This is a genomic window from Peribacillus sp. NPDC006672, assembly GCF_050274955.1.
GTDB lineage: Bacteria > Bacillota > Bacilli > Bacillales > DSM-1321 > Peribacillus.
In genome coordinates this window covers 257,389-276,884 of sequence record NZ_JBNNOR010000006.1, presented here as the reverse complement: position 1 = coordinate 276,884, position 19,496 = coordinate 257,389, and the positions used below count along the sequence as shown (strand labels likewise).

Genomic DNA, 19,496 nt, shown 5'->3' with positions numbered 1-19,496 from the left:
GAACCGACTAAAAATGTAGTACAGACACTAATGAGATTCATTTTTGAAGAGCAGGCCGATTTAAAGAAAAAAGGCTTGTAAGTTTGACATGATTGAATGAAAAACAGCTATTCCATCCATACTGCTAATATAAACAGTATGGAAGGTGCGGCTTATGAAAACATTTGAAAGACTATTAATTAAATTGATCATCATCCAATTGGCCTGCTTATTTTTTTTCCAGTTCCTTTTGAGCAGGGAGGATCAAATCTTTGATTTGACCAAGCTTTCGAGGTATGAAGGTGTAACTAGCAATAATTATACGAAAATCATTGAAACATTCAATGGGACCTCAAAGTAAAAGCGGTGATCCGCTTTTTTTGTATGAAGATTTTCGGGTAAAGGGAAATGATTGATAGATGTATGATCTAGAGATGAACTAAGGTGATTTTGAACGTACACTTCCCTTTTATTAATGATTTTCCCGCTAGATGTGATAAAATATAAGGGTACTAAATAATCAGCATGATTGTAGAGATTCTTGGGAGGATTTATGGAAAAAAAATTATCAGTTGCAATCGATGGACCAGCTGCTGCTGGAAAAAGCACGGTTGCTAAAATTGTTGCAGAAAAGTTCAATTACATATATGTGGATACAGGTGCAATGTACAGGGCCCTTACCTATAAGGCCATTAACCAACAGATTCGACTGAATGATGAACAGGCATTATCCGAAGTTCTCATCAATACAGATATCGAATTAAGACCAAGTGAAAATGGGCAGTTGGTGTTCGTGGATAATGTGGACGTGACAGCCCAAATCAGAAACAATGAAGTGACTGGTTCTGTTTCGGAGGTGGCAAAGCACCGGAGCATCCGGGAAGAAATGGTTCGCAGGCAGCAAATATTTGGGGAAAATGGCGGAGTTGTCATGGATGGCAGGGATATCGGTACGCACGTTCTGCCCAACGCCGAAGTAAAAGTATTTCTAGTCGCCTCTGTAGATGAAAGGGCACAGCGGAGACATCAGGAAAACATATTGAAAGGTTTCCCATCCGATATCGAAAAGTTAAGGGAAGAAATTGCAACAAGGGACAAGCTGGACTCGGAACGTGAGGTATCGCCCCTGAAAAAGGCAATGGATGCCATCGAAATTGATACGACTTCATTATCGATTCAAGAAGTGGCAGAAAGTATCATGTCTTTAATAGAAGAGAGGAAAAGATGACATTGGATTTTTACACATTTGCCAAGAACGTAGTAAAAGGCGTTTTAATGCCATCATATAGGGTTAAAACGCTCGGAAAGGAACATTTCCCTAAAGAGGGCGGAGTATTAATCTGTGCCAATCATATTGATAATTTGGATCCACCCATAGTTGGCATAACTTCTCCAAGGGATATTCATTTCATGGCGAAAGAAGAGTTGTTTCACGCACCTGTTTTAAAGGGGATATTACCAAGAGTGAATGCTTTTCCCGTGAAGCGGGGCAATAGCGATCGGGAATCCCTTAGAAAAGGTTTAAAGCTATTGAAAGAGGGCAAGGCTATTGGGCTGTTTCCCGAGGGAACCAGGAGTAAGACAGGTGAATTGGGAGAAGGTTTGGCTGGTGCCGGATTTTTCGCACTGCGATCTGATGCCGTGATCATACCATGTGCGATAATCGGCCCATATAAATTTTTGCGTCCTTTGAAGGTGGTTTACGGTCCTCCAATAAATTTCACCGAATATCGGGAACGGAAAATATCAGCTGATGAAGCTACTAAAATCATCATGGAACAAATTGGGAAATTGATTTCCGAGCATAAATAGTTCTTGATACTTGACAATTATCTGATTTTGTTAGAATTTATAAAATAAGGGTATTGTTCCTTATTGGGGATAAAAAGGAATATAACCTTATTACTCTAAAAAAAACTGTTTTTATCTTTATTAGGAAAGTGTTTTTATTGAACCACTTTAAATAAAATATGTGGCCGATGAAGAGGAAGTTTGCTGATCAGTCATGGGTTAAGGAGGAGTTAGTAATGACAGAAGATATGAACCAGGTAGAAGTGAACAATTACAAAGTTGGGGATCAAGTTAAAGGTACCGTTTCAAAGGTAGAAGAAAAACAGGTCATTGTCGATTGTGAAAACAGCAAGACAGATGGAATCATTCCTATCAGTGAGCTATCGAGCCTTCATGTCGAAAAGGCGTCAGATGCCGTTTCGGTAGGTGATGTATTGGAGCTGGAAATCATTAAAGTAGAAGAAGAAGCTCTCATTCTATCTAAACGTAAGATTGACGCTCTGAAAGCATGGGATGACCTGGAATTGAAATTTGAAAACGGAGACGTATTTGAGGCTGAAGTTAAAGATGTCGTCAAAGGCGGGCTTGTTGTAGATCTAGGCGTACGTGGTTTTGTTCCAGCTTCTCTAGTAGAAGACTATTTCGTTGAAGACTTTTCTGATTACAAAAACAAAACTTTAACATTCAAGATCGTTGAGCTTGAGAAAGACAAGAATCGCTTAATCCTCTCACATCGGGCAGTCGTCCAAGACCAAAAGGAAAAACAAAAAGCAACCGTTTTGAATAAGATCGAAAGCGGGCAAGTGCTTGAAGGTGTGGTCCAAAGGATTACCGATTTTGGTGCATTCGTGGATATTGGCGGAGTAGACGGTCTTGTCCACATTTCCCAGCTTTCCCATCAGCATGTCGAAAAGGCATCCGATGTTGTTTCCGAAGGGGATAAGGTGCAGGTGAAAGTCCTATCCATTGATCGTGATAATGAAAGGATTTCACTTTCCATCAAGGATACTCTTCCGGGACCATGGGCAGGAATTGCAGAAAAAGCGGCAAAGGGCTCTACACAAGATGGTATCGTTAAACGCCTTGTTTCTTTCGGTGCATTCGTTGAGATTTTCCCAGGGGTAGAAGGTCTTGTCCATATTTCACAGATCTCGCACAAGCATATCGCAACACCACAAGAAATACTTAAAGAAGGCCAGCCTGTCGAAGTGAAGGTCCTGGATGTCAATGAAACGGATCAACGACTATCATTGAGCATTAAAGAACTTGAAGAACCTCAATCCAATTACAACACATCGGATTATGAGCTTCCTGAAGAATCGAAGGGCTTTCAGCTAGGTGAAATGATCGGTGATCAATTGAAAAAACTAAAATAAGATAATAATGGTGATGGCCTTGGAGAGAGAACAACGAAAATTAGATCATATAGAATTTGCATTAAAAACAGGTCAGCAGCATAAAACCGGGCTAGAGGATATATCGTTTATTCACCAAAGCTTACCAGGGATTTCCTTGAATAATGTGAACCTATCAGCAGAAATTGGCGGACTTGAATTAAGTTCGCCAATTTTTATAAATGCCATGACCGGAGGCGGAGGCCTTGAAACTGAAAAATTGAATGGTGACCTTGCCATTGCTGCCCGGGAAACAGGAATCGCTATGGCGGTTGGATCACAAATGGCAGCCATCAAGGATTCTAGCCAGCAAGCTTCCTTTAAAGTGGTGAGACAGGAAAATCCTGATGGGGTGCTGATTGGTAATCTTGGCGGTGAAGCAACAGTCGAACAGGCAAAGCGAGCCAGCGATATGATCGGAGCCAATGCCCTGCAGATTCACCTCAACGTCATTCAGGAATTGACGATGCCTGAAGGGGATAGGAATTTTGCGGGTACCCTTTCGAGAATAGAGAAAATCAACAGAAGTATCGGAATTCCTGTCATCGTAAAAGAGGTTGGATTTGGGATGAGTAAGGAAACGGTGCAGCAATTACATTCCGTTGGTGTATCGATCATTGATGTAGGCGGGTTTGGCGGTACGAATTTTGCTAAAATCGAAAATGAAAGACGAGCGAAAATACTCGGATATTTTAATGAATGGGGCATACCGACAGCTGCCTCGATAGTCGAAGCCGTTAATGTTTCACCCCAGCTTTCAGTCATTGGGTCGGGTGGCATTCAAAGCCCTTTGGAAATCACAAAAAGCCTGGCCTTAGGAGCGAAAGGTGTCGGGCTAGCCGGACATTTCCTCAAGCTGCATAAAGAGTTGGGCCTAGTACAATTGATTAAAGAAATAAACTACATACATGAAGATTTAAAGATCATCATGACTGCACTCGGGTGCGGTAAAATCCCAGAATTAAGGAACGCGAAAATAGTCATCAAAGGCAACACCTATCATTGGTTATCTCAAAGAGGCATTAATTGTTCGGCATATGCTAAATGAATTCCACAAAAAGAAGCATCTCAATTGAAATGATTGATATGCTTCTTTTTGTTCAGGATAACTTAGCTATTCCTTTTTCGTGCCTCTTCAGGACTTTCCATTCTTGTTGCCCCTTTATGACCCAAGGATTGGTCCCTATCGGACTCCACCCGTTTACTTTCTTTCAATTTCTTTTCTTGTCGATCTTTGCCCATGTTTACACCTCCTTTTTAAAATAATAGGGGGACGTTTATGTATAAATATCGCAGCTCCTCATTTAAATCCCGGGCTTTACGTTTATTCTTTGAATAAACAAGCCATAATGTTCCTAAAAGGGGGATGCTGCATGGATGGAATTTTGTTTTATTGGATGTCATGGATAGTTTGGGTCATTGTCATGTATTTTATTCCAAAAACGGTTCCATTTCGTTTTGATTTTCTTTTTCATCTATTAGCCGTAATGATATTAACAGGGTATAAACTGGAGGTTTCCTTATTTTCCATGCATTTGAGCGGTCTATATCTTTTCTTTATACTGTGTGTGTATATTAGGAAACAATCAATCATCAAGGTGATGGAACTGATCTGCGGAAGTTTTATTATCACTCTCGCCTATGCCAGTTTTCAACTTTTTTCTTTACTTGATCCGATATGGCTCATCATGAAACCCTCTTATCTTTTGTGTATTTTCCTGAATTATCTTATCCTATTACTTTTTAAAAATTGGAAACATCGATTGTTCGTCCTTTTAATCGGTTTGATAATGGGTGATATCATATATTCTGGATTGCTTGTTTATCACTCTTTGTCTTATGTGGCCCTTGCATACGAATGGCATGATAATGCAGTGCTGATATTGGGCACGAACATCATGTGGAGAATGTTGGAGCTTGTTGGCCAATACATTTATTCATCATCCCAATCTAGATTGTTATCAAAACAAAGAAAAGAGAATTTTAATTAATGAGGAGTATTGGGAAAGATTAAGGAAAAAAGGTATGGGGTGTTATCCGTTTTTATCCAAAAGGCTGCAGTTTAAGTGGAATCAATTGGAAGTGGAAGGCTTTTATGCATACAATCATTGTTGATTGGCGAGAAATTTGTTACTATAGGATAGTTAGAGGTCTGTAGATAAATCGTAAAATGCTCTAAACAATTAAAAAGGAAGCAGTATGCCGAAAGCTTTCTTCATTTTTTTGGGCTGTTTATAATCACGTTTTAGCATGCTGAGGCTTCAGCTTCACTTCACCTGAGGAACTGGGGAGTAAAGCGGACAAACTGCCTGTAAATACTTGATACGTTTAACTGAACATCAGAAGGGAATTCTCTTACTGATGGAAGTTTCCTTTATATGAGGATGAATACAGCCTTTTCCTTTAAAAGGAAATAATGAAAATCAATAATGCAAAAAGCAACCGTAATAAATGCATTCATGAATTTCGTGACTTTGACAGAGATATAGTAGCAGAAAGGGTGAATAGCAATGCCAAAACCGGTAATTGCGATAGTCGGTCGTCCGAACGTGGGAAAATCGACAATCTTTAATAGAATAGTGGGAGAACGGGTTTCGATTGTCGAAGACGTTCCTGGAGTAACACGGGACAGGATATATAGTTCAGGTGAATGGTTGACACATGATTTTAACATTATTGATACAGGTGGAATTGATATCGGTGATGAGCCGTTCCTAGAACAAATTCGCCAGCAGGCTGAAATTGCCATCGACGAAGCCGATGTGATAATTTTTATGACGAATGGTCGTGAAGGGGTAACGGCTGCTGATGAAGAGGTCGCTAAGATTCTCTTTAAATCGAGAAAGCCAGTTGTCCTTGCGGTAAATAAAGTCGATAACCCAGAAATGAGAGATCAAATCTATGATTTCTATGCGTTAGGTTTTGGCGATCCATTCCCGATCTCCGGGTCTCATGGACTTGGTCTTGGTGACCTACTGGATGAAGCGGCCAAGCACTTCCCTAAATTCAGCGGCCAGGATTATGCTGATGATGTCATTAAATTCAGTTTGATTGGGAGACCGAATGTAGGTAAATCTTCACTGGTCAATGCATTGTTAGGTGAAGACCGTGTCATTGTAAGTGAAATTGAAGGAACGACTCGCGACGCGATTGACTCCCCATATAAATATAATGGTAAAGAATATGTCATTATTGATACTGCTGGGATGCGGAAAAAAGGGAAAGTGTATGAAAGTACGGAAAAATATAGCGTTCTTCGTGCATTAAGGGCAATTGAACGTTCAGACGTTGTTCTTGTGGTCCTGAACGCTGAAGAAGGTATTCGTGAGCAGGATAAAAAAATTGCCGGATATGCCCATGAAGCGGGTAGAGCGATCATCATCGTGGTCAATAAATGGGATGCCATCGAGAAAGATGAAAAAACGATGAAGGATTTTGAAGAAAAGATCCGTGCCCATTTCCTATTCTTGGATTATGCGCCAATCATCTATCTTTCTGCCTTAACTAAAAAAAGGACACATACCTTAATACCAGTCATCGATCAGGCTAGTGAGAATCATGCTATCCGTGTTCAGACAAATGTATTGAATGAAGTGGTCATGGATGCCGTGGCGATGAATCCGACACCGACTCATAATGGCAACCGTTTGAAAATCTATTATACGACTCAGGTTGCGATCAAGCCGCCTACTTTCGTTGTATTTGTTAACGATCCGGAGTTATTGCATTTCTCATATGAGAGATTTTTAGAAAATCGAATTAGGGATGCCTTTGGTTTTGAAGGAACACCGATACGAATTTTTGGACGCCAAAGGAAATAGTAAAGGTGGTTATACAATGATGAAAACAAAAGAAAGTATCGCTGTGATTGGTGCAGGGAGCTGGGGAACTGCTTTAGCGATGGTATTAGCTGATAACCAGCATGAAGTGAGATTATGGGGACATAATCAGAAACAAATTGATGAAATAAATCAAAATCATACGAATGAAAAATACTTGCCGGGGATTGAATTGCCTTTGGGGATTAAAGGATATTCATCCATTGAAGAAGCGTTGAACGGGATTGAAATAATAATCTTGGCCGTTCCGACCAAAGCTTTTCGGGAAGTGCTTAGGCAAATTGAAGAGGCTCATGATAAACCGTTGACAATCGTTCATGTGAGTAAGGGGATTGAACCTGATTCCCTGCTTCGTATTTCTGAAATGATTGAAGAAGTATCTTCGAAGGATTGGCTTAAAGATATAGTGGTTCTTTCTGGACCGAGCCATGCAGAAGAAGTCAGTCTGCGTCACCCGACAACAGTTGCCGTCTCTTCTAAAAATATGAAAGCAGCTGAAAGGGTTCAGGACATCTTTATCAACAATAGTTTTCGTGTGTATACAAATCCGGACTTGATTGGTGTTGAAATCGGAGGGGCATTAAAGAACATTATTGCCTTAGCTGCCGGTATTACGGATGGGTTAGGCTATGGTGATAATGCCAAAGCTGCCTTAATAACACGAGGATTGGCTGAAATATCCCGCCTAGGGGTGGCCATGGGGGCCAACCCACTTACTTTTTCAGGATTAGCTGGGATTGGTGACCTGATCGTCACTTGTACAAGCGTTCATTCAAGAAATTGGAGAGCTGGGAATTTGCTTGGTAAAGGCCAAAACCTTGAAGAAGTATTGGAAAACATGGGTATGGTCGTTGAAGGTGTCAGAACCACTAAAGCCGCCTATCAACTTGCTCAAAAGTATGAAGTGAATATGCCGATTACTGAAGCCCTTTATGATGTTTTATTCAATGGGGAAGAAGTGAAAAAGGCAGTTGACCTTTTAATGAATCGTTCAAAAACGAACGAAATGGAAGAACTTTTTAACATATTGGATAGCAGACAGCAGGATTAACTTCGCATTTGTTGATTTTAATAAAAGAATTTCATTAAATTAGGCATTCGATGATGCGCCTTGCCGTGTATCAGCATACAATGCAACGAAAGTAAACTAGTAATTTGACCTCGGCACGGGGGATTTAGTCAAATGAGCAGAAGATATCTTGATATCTTCTGCTTTTTTTTATGGGCAAAAATCATCGGTTCTCTTTTAGCTAACTTTAGGGATTATGAATAATTGCATAGATTATTCAAATTTGCATGAAATATTCTACTTATTTCCTTGTTTTTTGTTAAATATCGACTATTTTTTTTGGTATGAAAATTGCGAAGTGTAATATAACAAAAAAAATATAAAGGAGGCCGGGAAAGTTGGTTAACTTTTCAGGATAAACAAGGAAGGGGAAGGATACATGCAAACAGGTCAACTGAAAAGGTCTTTAAACTTATGGCATATCGTATTGCTTGGTGTTGGTTATATGACGCCGATGGTTGTTTTTGATACTTTCGGGATAGTTTCAGAAGAAACAGGGGGGCATGTGCCAACAGCTTATGTCATTGCTCTTATGGCGATGTTATTTACTGCAGCCAGCTATGGAAAAATGGTGAAAATTTATCCGCAGGCAGGTTCATCCTATACTTATACTCAAAAAACGATCAATCCACATTTAGGCTTCCTTGTCGGGTGGTCATCGATGCTTGATTATTTATTTTTACCGATGGTGAACGCCATTTTAACAAAAATATACCTAACAGCTCTTTTTCCGGAAGTATACCCGTGGATATGGGTTGTGGCATTTGTCCTATTAATGACAGTGATTAACTTATTCAATGTTAATTTTGCTGCCAACTTTAATAGCTTTCTAGTTTTTTTTCAAATGTTGGTCATCATTATTTTTGTGGCTCTTGTGGTCAAAGGGGTCATGGGTGGAGAAGGAACAGGTGAGGTTTTTTCAATTCAGCCATTCATCGGGCCTCATATGGAAATGTCCACACTCATTACAGGAGCTACAATCCTTTGTTTTTCGTTTCTGGGATTTGACGCTGTCACTACATTATCGGAAGAAACACCAAATCCATCCAAAACGATTCCCCGGGCCATCTTTTTGACTGCCCTGATCGGTGGGGTTTTATTTGTGACGGCTGCATTCTTTACACAGTTATTTTTCCCTGATGTTTCCCGTTTTGGCGATTCTGAGGCGGCTTCCCCGGAAATTGCCCTTTTTGTGGGCGGGAAGTTATTTCAAGCTTTCTTTCTCGCAGGAACTTTATCCGGTACCCTTGCATCCGGCCTTGCATCCCATGCTAGTGTTTCTAGGTTGTTATATGTCATGGGGCGTGACCAAATGATCTCAAAAAAACTTTTTGGGTTTGTCCACCCCAAATACAATACGCCATTTTTTAATGTCATCTTTGTCGGGATCATATCAATGGTTGCCTTATTCCTTGATTTGGTTACGGCCGCTTCCCTCATAAACTTTGGGGCTCTAATTGCTTTTACTTTCGTGAATATTTGTGTAATCGTCCATGCAATAAGAAACAAAAGTTTCCGAACGATAAAAGGATTTCTTACAAATATTCTGTCCCCGGTTATTGGAGGGGCATCAGTATTCATTCTGTGGCTTAATCTTGATATGAGTTCACTGATTCTAGGGGTTGTCTGGGCGGTAATTGGAATTGGTTACCTTCTGTACCGGACAAAATGGTTTACGGAATCCGCTCCGCTATTTCATTTTGAAGAAGCCCAGTGAATCCACTCTGTTCTATATGCCTGATGGGAAAATGGAAAGATCGTTAACTCTACAGCATTTCCTTCTGTATCGGCTTATGCGTGGGTGTTGAATTTACTGATTATTGTGACGGTTATCAATGTTGTGGGGGGTGAAAATGGCTACGAGAGCAAATGTTGTCCTTACGATCACCTCCTTGCATATGGTGAAGTGCATAATGATCAAGATTGGTTCATCGGTACAGGCTGGGATTATATTGCATAGGGAGATAAGGATTTCAATTTCAACAGATCAAATCTTTCAGACACGGGTCGAATTAACCTTTATGGATGGCAAGCAGGTATGGAGCCGTAATAATGGCATGATCCAGGCCAGCAAATCCAGGAGAGGATGGGGACAAAAGATCATCCGCGAATCTTCTCCATCGGGATAAGCAAATGGTCATATTAAATAAGAAAAGGTGAACGTCCCTTTGTCCAATGAAAAAAAGATGTATACCTGATTTTTAGGTAAAAAGGGCATAAAGGCCCCTTCATACTGTAGACAAACTCGATAATAATTGAGTTTGTCTACAGTTTTTTTGAGGGTTTGTAAAATTAGAACGTTGATTGGAACGGGGGCTCCCTTGGAAGTGCTTTTCCCGCAGGAGTCGCGCACACCTGTTCCGATCACTTTGTTTTAACATTTAGATGGAACCCCTTTTGCCTACAAATTGAATGGTCCAATAAAGGACCCTTTTATTATGGATCGAATAAAGGTAAATGTTGGGCATAAGAAACGGAACAAGTTTATTTTTTTATCTTGCAATTCAGAATTGTGTTAAAATATAGGTTAGGTTACAAAAGGAGAGTGAAACTGTGTTATCTATTCCGGATGATAAAATTAGACCATTCATATCTATCACAATTGATCAGCCAACATTTTCAGAGCAAAAAATTGATGAGATACAGGAACCTTTCTTCTTTCTTATGAAGGATAATCAAGTGTTTGCCTATATCCGCATGGATGACCTCCCGTTAAATGAAAGGATAACGACAGTCGATCAGCTTTTACAGTATGCTTTCTCGATTGAAAATGTTTGTAAATTGCATCCTAACATTTCCTTGCCGCTCCTGTTTCAAATTATCGGTGAACCTATCGTACTGATAAAAACGGAGGAAGGCCTGCTTACCGGTTACGCAAAAAGGGAAGATGTGTTAGCTGAATTATTCAAGCAGGACAGCAAACAAAACTTAGACCTGCTGAATGTTATTCTAACTTCCATTCCTATGGGGATTTTTGTGGCTGATAAAGAAAAAAATATCGTGAACTTCAATGAATCAGGCTTGAAAATGATAAAAAAACTTTCAGAACAAGTCCTTAATGAACCTGCTGCAAACATCTTCAATAAGCAGCATATACATAGCGTTTTTGCCAGCGGGAGCAGTATTCTTAATCAGCTGGAGATTACTGATGTCATGAGTGTGCTTGTCGATTATAGCCCGATTCTAAATCATGAAAAAGAAGTCGAAGGCCTGATCATCATCGTTCAGGATTTACCGATGGTTGAGGAAATGGCGATGGAAATAGATTTGATAAAAAGCTCGAATAAAGACTTGAATGCGATTTTAGCGAATATCTATGATGAAATTCTGGTCGTCAATCAAAAAGGGGAGCTATTACGCTATAGTGACAGCATCATCTCAGGTTTCTGGGGAAAGGATTTAAAAGATTATATCGGAAAGAATCTCTTGCAATTAGAAGATGGAGGGATTTTTAATCCTTCGGTCCCACGGTTAGTCCTTGAACAAAAAAAGAAAGTATCGATTGTCCAAGATACGAAAATGAATAAAAAAGTCCTTTCCGTCGGTACTCCTGTATTCAATGAAAAAGGGGATATAGAGCGTGTAGTCATTGCATCAAGGGATATAACGGAAACGGCACAATTGAAATCGGAACTAAATGAAATGAGGAAAGAACTGGACTCATTCAAAAAACAAGATCAATTTTATAAAGAGTTGATTTTTGCCAGTCCAAAAATGGAACAGATAATCAGCCAAGTCCAGAAAATCGCTCATTTTTCATCTACTGTATTAATCAACGGGGAGTCGGGAGTGGGTAAAGAAGTGATAGCCGAAGCCATTCATAAAATGGGGAGGCGGTCCAAGCAACCTTTCCTGAAGATAAATTGCGGGGCGATTCCGGAAAACCTCCTCGAAAGTGAATTGTTTGGTTATACGAAGGGTTCATTTACAGGAGCGGATAAAAATGGGAAGGTAGGATACTTTCAACAGGCCAATAACGGTGTTTTATTCCTTGATGAAGTGGGTGACATGCCTATACATCTTCAAGTCAAGCTGCTGCGAGTCCTCCAGGAGCAGGAAGTGATCCCGATAGGCAGTACGACACCCGTCTCCATTGATGTTCAAATTGTTGCGGCAACGAATAAAAGACTGGAAAAAATGGTCGAGATGGGGACGTTTAGAGAAGATTTATTCTATCGATTGAACGTCATTCCCATACATGTGCCCCCTTTAAGGGAGAGGCCGGAGGATATACCGCCGCTAGCCTTTCATTTTCTGCAAAAACTGAATGAAAGGTATCAACGGAATTACCATTTTTCCCCCGACGCCTTAAATATTCTGGAAGTCTATACATGGCCGGGGAACATTCGTGAATTGCAGAATATGATTGAAAGATTGGTCGTTTCTGCAGATGAAGAGATGATCGATGCCGACTTTATTCAAAGGTTCATTCCGGTCGGCAGTGACTTTAAACAAACAAAACCGATCATTACGAGAATCCTTCCTCTACAGGAAGCCCAGGATCATGTTGAAGAGCAATTGATCATGCTGGCCATGAAACAGTATAAAACTACGACCAAGGCGGCAAAAGCGCTGGGGATAAGTCAATCATCAGTGAGCAGAAAGTATCAAAAAGTCTTAGCTGAACAGAGTAAGAGAGTTGAAAAAAATGCATATTGAATAAAAGCCGTTGACGAGTGATGTTGTTCACTTATCAACGGCTTTTTTTATGAAGGAATTTGGTAAGCTTTTTAACGGTTTTCCAAGGATAATTATGCAAAGTGAAATAAAACTATGCAAATTTGCATAGTTTTAGAGGTGTTTATTAAAAAGAATGCGATTTTATCGGTTAATTATCTTGGCACGGTTCTTGCTTGGTAAGTAAGTATAAGAAAAAAGGGAGGTAAGCATTAAAGATTCAAGCATCCTTAATTAACCATCCATTAAAGTTATAAAAAAAGGGAGAGTATAAAATGTCAATTAACGTAGAAAGTAAAACTCAAGCGAACCAATCAGAAACCCAGGATTATATTAAAAAGGTGCTTCAATTAATCGAACAAAAAGAAATTTCAAAAGAAGATGCCCAATGGGTAACGAAAGAAACGGTCGAGAATTTCCGTAACCATGTAAACCCAGGGTTTTTGGAATATCGGAAGACGGTCACTAAAGACACACAATTCGCTGCGGTGGAGTGGTCTGATCAAGATTCATGTTTTACGGATGTTAATGGAAAAAAATATATTGATTGTTTAGGTGGATTTGGTATTTATAATGTTGGTCATCGTAACCCTAAAGTAGTAAAGGCCGTAACCGATCAATTGCAAAGACAAGCCCTTCATAGCCAGGACTTACTTGATCCATTGCGTGCAATGCTTGCAAAGATCCTAGCTGATATCACGCCGGGAGATTTAAAATACTCATTCTTTACGAATAGCGGTACGGAGAGCGTGGAGGCTGCGCTTAAGTTAGCTAAAATGTACAGTGACAAATACACGATTATTTCCACGACAAAATCATTCCATGGTAAAAGTCTTGGTTCCTTATCAGCAACGGCAAAGGGCATGTTCCGAAAACCGTTCATTCCACTAGTACCAGGTGTGCGTCATGTACCTTTCGGTGATGTGGATATGATGAGAAAAACGTTTGAAAGTTGTGCATTGGTCGGTGAAGACGTAGCTGCTGTGCTGTTGGAGCCTATCCAGGGTGAAGGCGGGGTCATCCTCCCTCCGCAAGATTATTTAAAGCAGGTTCGGGCACTATGTGACGAATATGATGCGTTATTGATATTGGATGAGGTTCAAACAGGAATGGGACGTACAGGTAAAATGTTTGCATCCCAGCTTTATGATGTTGTTCCGGACATTATTTGTTTAGCGAAAGCATTTGGCGGCGGAGTAATGCCTGCAGGGGCCGTTGTAGCTAATGAGAAAGTGTTTAAAAGCTGGTTCGACAATCCATTCATGCACACTACGACATTTGGTGGAAATCCACTCGCATGTGCTGCTGCCATTGCTACGATTGACGTGCTTTTGGAGGAAAAATTACCGCAGCGTGCTGCAGAAGTTGGTGAATACTTCTTAAATGGGTTAAGGGAAGTGGCTAATGAGCACAAAGATAAGGTATTGGAGATTCGCGGACAAGGATTGATGATTGGTATTGAGTTCCATAAAGACGAAGTGGGTTATGAATTTTCTAAAGCCCTCTTTGATAAAGGCATCTTGGTGGCAGGTACGCTAATAAACTCCAAAACAATCAGGATTGAGCCGTCATTGACGATACATTTGGATGAAGTGGATACAGTCATAAAAGCGTTTAAAGAGGTTTTGCCAACGCTTCAATCTTAATTTAAAGCAGTAGAAAAACAGCCTTAGGGGGCTGTTGACAATCTAAAAGGAATTTCTGAAACCTGTAAAGAATTTATTCTGATGCAGGTTTCAGAATGTAGACAAGCTCGGTGAAAATCGAGCTTGTCTACATTTTTTTAGGGCTTGTACAATGTGGCCGTTGATTTCCACTCCAGGTACTCGCTTTCCGCGGGCGGTCCGGGAGCCTCCTCGGCTTACGCCTGTGGGGTCTCCCTTTGACGCGCTTTTCCCGCAGGAGTCTCGCACCTTCCGTTCCAATCAACTTTGTTTTAACAATTAATTTTAAAAATAGAAGAATTAAAACTTGAGGGGATGACGATGTTTTCGAAACATCATTCTATTCAGCGAGATCAACTTGAAATGATAAATACTCTTGAAGAAGAGGCAAAGAAGCTTGAAAAAGAACGGCAGGAGAAATTAGAAAACGGTGGCCAAAAAAAGGCTGGGAGAAAACCGAAAGAGTCTACTACAAAAATATGAAGAAGAATAGTAAATAAACAAGCAATTAAAGATAAAAATCAAAATGGGGAAGGAGCAAAAGTTCCTTCCCCATTTTGTCAACAGCCCCTTAGGGCTGTTTTTTTGCTGTGGAGTGGAGGAGGTATGAAAACCGCTTTACATATTCATGTATATATATCAGGTGACCGCAGCTCCGGAATTTTTTTGCGCGAAAATGATTCATGCAAATTGAGAATTACACAGTTTTGCCAATGATTTAATTCCTTTAACGTAATTTGGTATGTTATAATAATTTCTGGAAAAAGGAGTGATGAAGATATGACACCTGCTCTGCAAAAAATGTGGATATCCTTTATAGCTATGGGCTTTATGGTTATCTCTATATTTCTAATCTACTTAAGCCGTTATAAATTAAAAGGTTTTTGGAGAGGCTTGACAGCAATTATCGCATACATACTCATGATTCTAGCCGGCTTGATCATCCTTATCGTTGTTCTTAGCGGGCCAACCACTTGATAGGTGAGGAGAAATGATGAAAAAATTTTTCAAAATATTATGTTTACTATGCATCTCCGTATCATTATCTGGCTGTTTATATCCAGAGAAGCAAAAAATGCAAAACCAACTGCCTTATAAAGAACAAATACAATCCGTACAAAGTGCAGTCGATCAATTTCAGAAAGATGAAGGCGGCATACTGCCCATCGTTACAAAAGATGCAGAGACACCGATTTATCAAAAATATGTCATAAAGTTTTCTAAGATCTCACCGAGGTATATGGCTGAACCGCCGGACAATGCCTTTGAATCAGGAGGCGTCTTTCAATACATCCTCGTTAATGCTGAAAAAGATCCGACTGTAAAGCTGTTGGATGTCAGGATGGCACAGAAGATTCAGGATGTTTCTCTGAGATTGACTGCTTATCAGCAAAGCAACGGATATCCGCCATATAAGGAAAGGTTATCCGATAATGTCTTTACACTTGATTATGAAAAAATGGGCCTTAAGGAACCTCCTACGGTCACGAGTCCATTCTCACAAAAAGACCTATACCTTGTAGTCGATGGTCAAGGTGATATCTTTGTTGATTATACCCCGGATTTACTTGAGGCATTGAAGAAGCATGATGGGGAAATCAAGCCAGGTGACGATATCCGGGACCTGCTGGTACAGAGTTCGGAGTTCGTACCTGCCTATTCATTGCCATATACAATTGATGAGAAAACAAATAATCCAATATTTCTTAAAAAATAGGCATAACCCTTCTTCTGCAAAATATATTGTAGGGGAAGGGTTATTTCTTTATCTTTATTTCATCTTACTTTTAAAATAACAACCCTTATATAAAATTTCTGGTGGAGGAAGGGATTGAACCAGGGAAATAATTGGAATAAATTTTTAGGACAACATCATAGATATATAGTGTCCTAAATAAAAGCAAATGGATAAACGAAATCCCAAAACTCTAATTCGGGAGGGGATACCTTGGAAAAGGTAGATATTTTTAAAGATATAGCTGAGCGGACCGGTGGCGATATATATTTGGGGGTGGTCGGTGCCGTCAGGACTGGGAAATCCACATTTATTAAAAAATTCATGGAGTTAGTCGTTATTCCGAATATCCCGTCAGAGGCGGACCGTGCCAGGGCACAGGATGAATTGCCTCAAAGTGCTGCTGGAAAGACAATCATGACTACAGAACCAAAATTCGTACCGAATCAGGCAGCATCCATTCAGGTAGCTGAAGGGCTCGAAGTGAACATTCGTTTAGTTGATTGTGTCGGTTATACAATACCTGGGGCTAAAGGATATGAAGATGAAAATGGTCCCCGCATGATTCACACGCCTTGGTATGAAGAGCCGATTCCGTTCAATGAAGCGGCTGAGATAGGTACTCGCAAAGTAATTCAGGATCATTCCACATTAGGGGTAGTCGTTACGACGGATGGATCAATAGGAGAAATTCCGCGCAGTGATTATTTAGAGGCCGAGGAAAGGGTTGTTGAAGAATTGAAGGAGGTTGGCAAGCCGTTTATCATGATTGTCAATTCCGTTCAGCCTCACCATCCAAATACGGTCGCACTGAAGGAATCCCTGCAGGAAAAGTATGATATCCCCGTATTGGCCATGAGTGTAGAAGGAATGCGGGAATCGGATGTTTACAGTGTACTTCGTGAGGCCCTGTACGAATTCCCTGTTCTCGAAGTCAATGTAAATCTCCCGAGCTGGGTAATGGTTCTGCGAGAGGATCATTGGTTAAGGGAAAGTTACCAGGAAGCGGTTAAAGAGACCGTTAAGGACATTAAACGCCTAAGGGATGTAGATCGTGTAGTCGGCCATTTCAATGAATTCGAGTTCATTGACCGTGCCGCGCTTGCAGGCATTGAGATGGGGCAGGGTGTTGCGGAAATCGACCTATACGCCCCAGATGAACTCTATGATGATATTCTGAAGGAAATTGTCGGTGTGGAGATTCGGGGCAAGGATCATCTGTTATCTTTGATGCAGGACTTTGCGTATGCCAAAGCAGAATATGATCAGGTGGCCGATGCATTGAGAATGGTCAAACAAACTGGATATGGTGTCGCAGCCCCTTCCCTTAATGATATGAGTCTTGATGAACCGGAAATCATCCGTCAGGGAGCCAGGTTCGGTGTCAGGCTAAAAGCTGTAGCTCCTTCCATCCACATGATCAAGGTCGATGTCGAATCTGAATTCTCGCCAATTATCGGGACGGAAAAGCAAAGTGAAGAATTGGTCCGTTATCTGATGCAGGATTTCGAAGACAATCCGCTTTCCATATGGAACTCTGATATTTTTGGCAGAAGCCTAAGTTCCTATGTAAGGGAAGGCATACAGGTGAAATTAGCGATGATGCCAGACAATGCACGATATAAATTGAAAGAGACACTGGAGAGAATTATTAATGAGGGCAGTGGGGGATTGATTGCCATCATCTTATAAAAACATTTAAAAGCTGGACCAACTCCATTAATGGATTGGTCTTTTTGCATGCAATGGACGGAAGGGCCAAGTAAAATATCATTACGGAGGCTTATATTTGAAAAAAACTGTTGTTTTTTAGTATAATCTTGAAAAAACCCTGTGGTTAAGCGATTTTCAGTAATATAATAAGTTTAATTTCTATAAAAAAGGGAAATGATGAATAGCGAAAGACAAAATTTATAATATATACAATTATTTATGAAAAGATTCCCATTATTTTTTGAATTCCCTTGCTAAGCTAATAGGATTTGTGATAATCTACATACAGAAAACGCGTTATAACAGCGATTTCAACCTATTTTAAAATTTCCGGATGCATTATTTGGAAATTAATTCGGCTAGGAATCCTTGATTTCGAGGGAATGAAAATTTGTAAACTGAAACTAATATCAAATCACTATTATAGTGTTGTAATAATGATTTTTTATAAAGAATCCTTTTGGGAGGAGGTGAATGGCATGAACAAAACGGAATTGATTAATGAAGTTGTTACAGCAACTGAAATTTCTAAAAAAGACGCTACAAAAGCTGTTGATGCTGTTTTTGATACAATCTTAGAAGCTCTAAAAAACGGTGATAAAGTCCAATTGATTGGTTTTGGTAACTTTGAAGTTCGTGAACGTGCGGCTCGTAAAGGTCGTAACCCACAAACTGGTGACGAAATCGAAATTGCAGCTAGCAAAGTGCCAGCTTTCAAACCTGGTAAAGCACTGAAAGATGCAGTGAAGTAATTCTACCATTACATACGGGTGCTTAACCGAAAAGGGCCGCGTGAAAACGCGGCCCTTTTTTTGCTTCTTAATTTCTATCTGTGATAATATAAAAGACAGTGAATATTTTAGAAACGCTGTAAATGATAAATTTGTCATCAGGAAATAACCATTACGAAAAGACCGTTTCCGGCGAAACTGAGTTTCTTGGGCTCGTCATTGCTGGAGGTAATGGGTCGCTTTAATTATAGGAAATATGGATATCAGGGTGTAATGCCTTGAATTTCTGAATACATAATATTATTGAATTTTTAGGAGGTACTTATAAATGGCCAATGTTAATCATGCCAAAATAGAAGAAGCGGTTAAAATGCTTCTTGAGGCTGTAGGGGAAGACCCTACGAGGGAAGGGCTGCTTGATACTCCTGGCCGTGTAGCCAGAATGTATGAAGAAATTTTTTCTGGACTTAATCAGGATCCAAAGGAATATTTCGATACTGTTTTTGGAGAAGACCATGAAGAACTCGTACTTGTAAAGGATATTCCGTTTTACTCTGTCTGTGAACATCATTTAGTCCCTTTTTACGGAAAAGCCCATGTAGCATATATACCGAAAAACGGGAGAGTAACCGGTCTAAGTAAATTGGCACGGGCAGTTGAGGCCGTATCGAAGCGTCCACAACTTCAAGAGCGCATCACTTCAACAGTGGCTGACTCGATCATGGAAAAGCTTGAGCCTCATGGTGTAATGGTAGTAGTGGAAGCTGAACATATGTGCATGACCATGCGAGGTGTAAAAAAACCGGGATCTAAAACAGTGACTTCAGCTGTAAGGGGAACGTTTGCGAAGGATCATCGTACTAGAGCTGAAGTGCTGGCATTCATTAAAGACTAAGGACTTGGG

Annotated in this window: 19 protein-coding genes; 18 read left to right on the top strand and 1 reads right to left on the bottom strand. The window is 40.2% G+C overall.

The genetic code is table 11. The features are described from left to right. The first annotated feature begins 154 nt into the window (after positions 1-154). The 5 genes from ACQKKK_RS12460 to fni all read left to right on the top strand — a co-directional run bounded on the left by ACQKKK_RS12460 (position 155) and on the right by fni (position 4,212). A complete protein-coding gene (locus ACQKKK_RS12460) occupies positions 155-340 on the top strand; it encodes a DUF5359 family protein (RefSeq protein ID WP_427616464.1) in 186 nt (61 codons plus the stop codon). 192 nt (positions 341-532) lie between these two features. Continuing rightward, positions 533-1,207, top strand: coding sequence for a (d)CMP kinase (gene cmk, locus ACQKKK_RS12455; protein WP_427616463.1), 675 nt, complete (start codon positions 533-535; stop codon positions 1,205-1,207). A 2-nt stretch (positions 1,208-1,209) separates the two neighbouring features. Continuing rightward, positions 1,210-1,791: a lysophospholipid acyltransferase family protein gene (locus ACQKKK_RS12450; protein ID WP_427616506.1), complete on the top strand. Its 582-nt coding sequence runs from the start codon at positions 1,210-1,212 to the stop codon at positions 1,789-1,791. Positions 1,792-2,006: 215 nt separating this feature from the next. Continuing rightward, complete coding sequence (gene rpsA, locus ACQKKK_RS12445) at positions 2,007-3,146, top strand: 30S ribosomal protein S1 (protein ID WP_427616462.1); 1,140 nt, start codon at positions 2,007-2,009, stop codon at positions 3,144-3,146. A gap of 19 nt (positions 3,147-3,165) precedes the next feature. Beyond that, on the top strand, positions 3,166-4,212 hold the full coding sequence (gene fni, locus ACQKKK_RS12440) for a type 2 isopentenyl-diphosphate Delta-isomerase (protein ID WP_427616461.1): 1,047 nt from the start codon (positions 3,166-3,168) through the stop codon (positions 4,210-4,212). A gap of 62 nt (positions 4,213-4,274) precedes the next feature. On the opposite strand, the gene ACQKKK_RS12435 is transcribed toward fni, so the two are convergent. Beyond that, positions 4,275-4,406, bottom strand: a complete 132-nt coding sequence (locus ACQKKK_RS12435) for a YpzI family protein (RefSeq protein ID WP_081108853.1) — start codon at positions 4,404-4,406, stop codon at positions 4,275-4,277. A 131-nt stretch (positions 4,407-4,537) separates the two neighbouring features. Between ACQKKK_RS12435 and ACQKKK_RS12430 the strand changes: the two genes are divergently transcribed. The 13 genes from ACQKKK_RS12430 (at position 4,538) to folE (ending at position 19,487) form a co-directional block, all read left to right on the top strand. Beyond that, positions 4,538-5,155 carry a YphA family membrane protein gene (locus ACQKKK_RS12430; RefSeq protein ID WP_427616460.1) on the top strand — a complete coding sequence of 206 codons (618 nt, stop codon included), beginning with the start codon at positions 4,538-4,540 and terminating at the stop codon, positions 5,153-5,155. Positions 5,156-5,674: 519 nt separating this feature from the next. After that, positions 5,675-6,985: a ribosome biogenesis GTPase Der gene (gene der / locus ACQKKK_RS12425; protein ID WP_427616459.1), complete on the top strand. Its 1,311-nt coding sequence runs from the start codon at positions 5,675-5,677 to the stop codon at positions 6,983-6,985. Between the two features lie 16 nt (positions 6,986-7,001). After that, positions 7,002-8,054 carry an NAD(P)H-dependent glycerol-3-phosphate dehydrogenase gene (locus ACQKKK_RS12420; protein WP_427616458.1) on the top strand — a complete coding sequence of 351 codons (1,053 nt, stop codon included), beginning with the start codon at positions 7,002-7,004 and terminating at the stop codon, positions 8,052-8,054. A 397-nt stretch (positions 8,055-8,451) separates the two neighbouring features. Then, on the top strand, positions 8,452-9,789 hold the full coding sequence (locus tag ACQKKK_RS12415; RefSeq protein ID WP_427616457.1) for an APC family permease: 1,338 nt from the start codon (positions 8,452-8,454) through the stop codon (positions 9,787-9,789). 136 nt (positions 9,790-9,925) lie between these two features. Further along, a complete protein-coding gene (locus tag ACQKKK_RS12410; protein ID WP_427616456.1) occupies positions 9,926-10,201 on the top strand; it encodes a hypothetical protein in 276 nt (91 codons plus the stop codon). Between the two features lie 424 nt (positions 10,202-10,625). Beyond that, the gene (locus tag ACQKKK_RS12405) at positions 10,626-12,731 is read left to right on the top strand and encodes a sigma 54-interacting transcriptional regulator (protein WP_427616455.1); all 2,106 of its coding nucleotides are present in this window, start codon (positions 10,626-10,628) and stop codon (positions 12,729-12,731) included. A 293-nt stretch (positions 12,732-13,024) separates the two neighbouring features. Then, positions 13,025-14,395 carry a putrescine aminotransferase gene (locus ACQKKK_RS12400; protein WP_427616454.1) on the top strand — a complete coding sequence of 457 codons (1,371 nt, stop codon included), beginning with the start codon at positions 13,025-13,027 and terminating at the stop codon, positions 14,393-14,395. A gap of 339 nt (positions 14,396-14,734) precedes the next feature. Continuing rightward, a complete protein-coding gene (locus tag ACQKKK_RS12395) occupies positions 14,735-14,896 on the top strand; it encodes a hypothetical protein (protein ID WP_427616453.1) in 162 nt (53 codons plus the stop codon). Positions 14,897-15,193: 297 nt separating this feature from the next. Further along, on the top strand, positions 15,194-15,391 hold the full coding sequence (locus ACQKKK_RS12390) for a DUF2768 domain-containing protein (protein ID WP_284470311.1): 198 nt from the start codon (positions 15,194-15,196) through the stop codon (positions 15,389-15,391). 16 nt (positions 15,392-15,407) lie between these two features. Continuing rightward, entirely contained in the window at positions 15,408-16,130 is a 723-nt protein-coding gene (locus ACQKKK_RS12385) for a hypothetical protein (RefSeq protein WP_427616505.1), read from the top strand. Positions 16,131-16,361: 231 nt separating this feature from the next. Next, positions 16,362-17,840: a stage IV sporulation protein A gene (gene spoIVA, locus ACQKKK_RS12380; protein ID WP_289315825.1), complete on the top strand. Its 1,479-nt coding sequence runs from the start codon at positions 16,362-16,364 to the stop codon at positions 17,838-17,840. 500 nt (positions 17,841-18,340) lie between these two features. Next, a complete protein-coding gene (locus ACQKKK_RS12375) occupies positions 18,341-18,613 on the top strand; it encodes an HU family DNA-binding protein (protein WP_034308023.1) in 273 nt (90 codons plus the stop codon). A gap of 307 nt (positions 18,614-18,920) precedes the next feature. Then, the gene (gene folE / locus ACQKKK_RS12370) at positions 18,921-19,487 is read left to right on the top strand and encodes a GTP cyclohydrolase I FolE (RefSeq protein WP_427616452.1); all 567 of its coding nucleotides are present in this window, start codon (positions 18,921-18,923) and stop codon (positions 19,485-19,487) included. Positions 19,488-19,496: the final 9 nt, after the last annotated feature.

Bases quoted from the DNA above. Each gene is read 5' to 3' on its own strand.
- ACQKKK_RS12390 (WP_284470311.1), top strand. From the start codon at position 15,194: ATGACACCTGCTCTGCAAAAAATGTGGATATCCTTTATAGCTATGGGC.
- der (WP_427616459.1), top strand. From the start codon at position 5,675: ATGCCAAAACCGGTAATTGCGATAGTCGGTCGTCCGAACGTGGGAAAA.
- ACQKKK_RS12385 (WP_427616505.1), top strand. From the start codon at position 15,408: ATGAAAAAATTTTTCAAAATATTATGTTTACTATGCATCTCCGTATCA.
- ACQKKK_RS12395 (WP_427616453.1), top strand. From the start codon at position 14,735: ATGTTTTCGAAACATCATTCTATTCAGCGAGATCAACTTGAAATGATA.
- cmk (WP_427616463.1), top strand. From the start codon at position 533: ATGGAAAAAAAATTATCAGTTGCAATCGATGGACCAGCTGCTGCTGGA.
- ACQKKK_RS12435 (WP_081108853.1), bottom strand. From the start codon at position 4,406: ATGGGCAAAGATCGACAAGAAAAGAAATTGAAAGAAAGTAAACGGGTG.
- rpsA (WP_427616462.1), top strand. From the start codon at position 2,007: ATGACAGAAGATATGAACCAGGTAGAAGTGAACAATTACAAAGTTGGG.
- ACQKKK_RS12410 (WP_427616456.1), top strand. From the start codon at position 9,926: ATGGCTACGAGAGCAAATGTTGTCCTTACGATCACCTCCTTGCATATG.
- ACQKKK_RS12400 (WP_427616454.1), top strand. From the start codon at position 13,025: ATGTCAATTAACGTAGAAAGTAAAACTCAAGCGAACCAATCAGAAACC.
- ACQKKK_RS12375 (WP_034308023.1), top strand. From the start codon at position 18,341: ATGAACAAAACGGAATTGATTAATGAAGTTGTTACAGCAACTGAAATT.
- folE (WP_427616452.1), top strand. From the start codon at position 18,921: ATGGCCAATGTTAATCATGCCAAAATAGAAGAAGCGGTTAAAATGCTT.
- ACQKKK_RS12460 (WP_427616464.1), top strand. From the start codon at position 155: ATGAAAACATTTGAAAGACTATTAATTAAATTGATCATCATCCAATTG.
- ACQKKK_RS12415 (WP_427616457.1), top strand. From the start codon at position 8,452: ATGCAAACAGGTCAACTGAAAAGGTCTTTAAACTTATGGCATATCGTA.
- ACQKKK_RS12420 (WP_427616458.1), top strand. From the start codon at position 7,002: ATGATGAAAACAAAAGAAAGTATCGCTGTGATTGGTGCAGGGAGCTGG.
- ACQKKK_RS12430 (WP_427616460.1), top strand. From the start codon at position 4,538: ATGGATGGAATTTTGTTTTATTGGATGTCATGGATAGTTTGGGTCATT.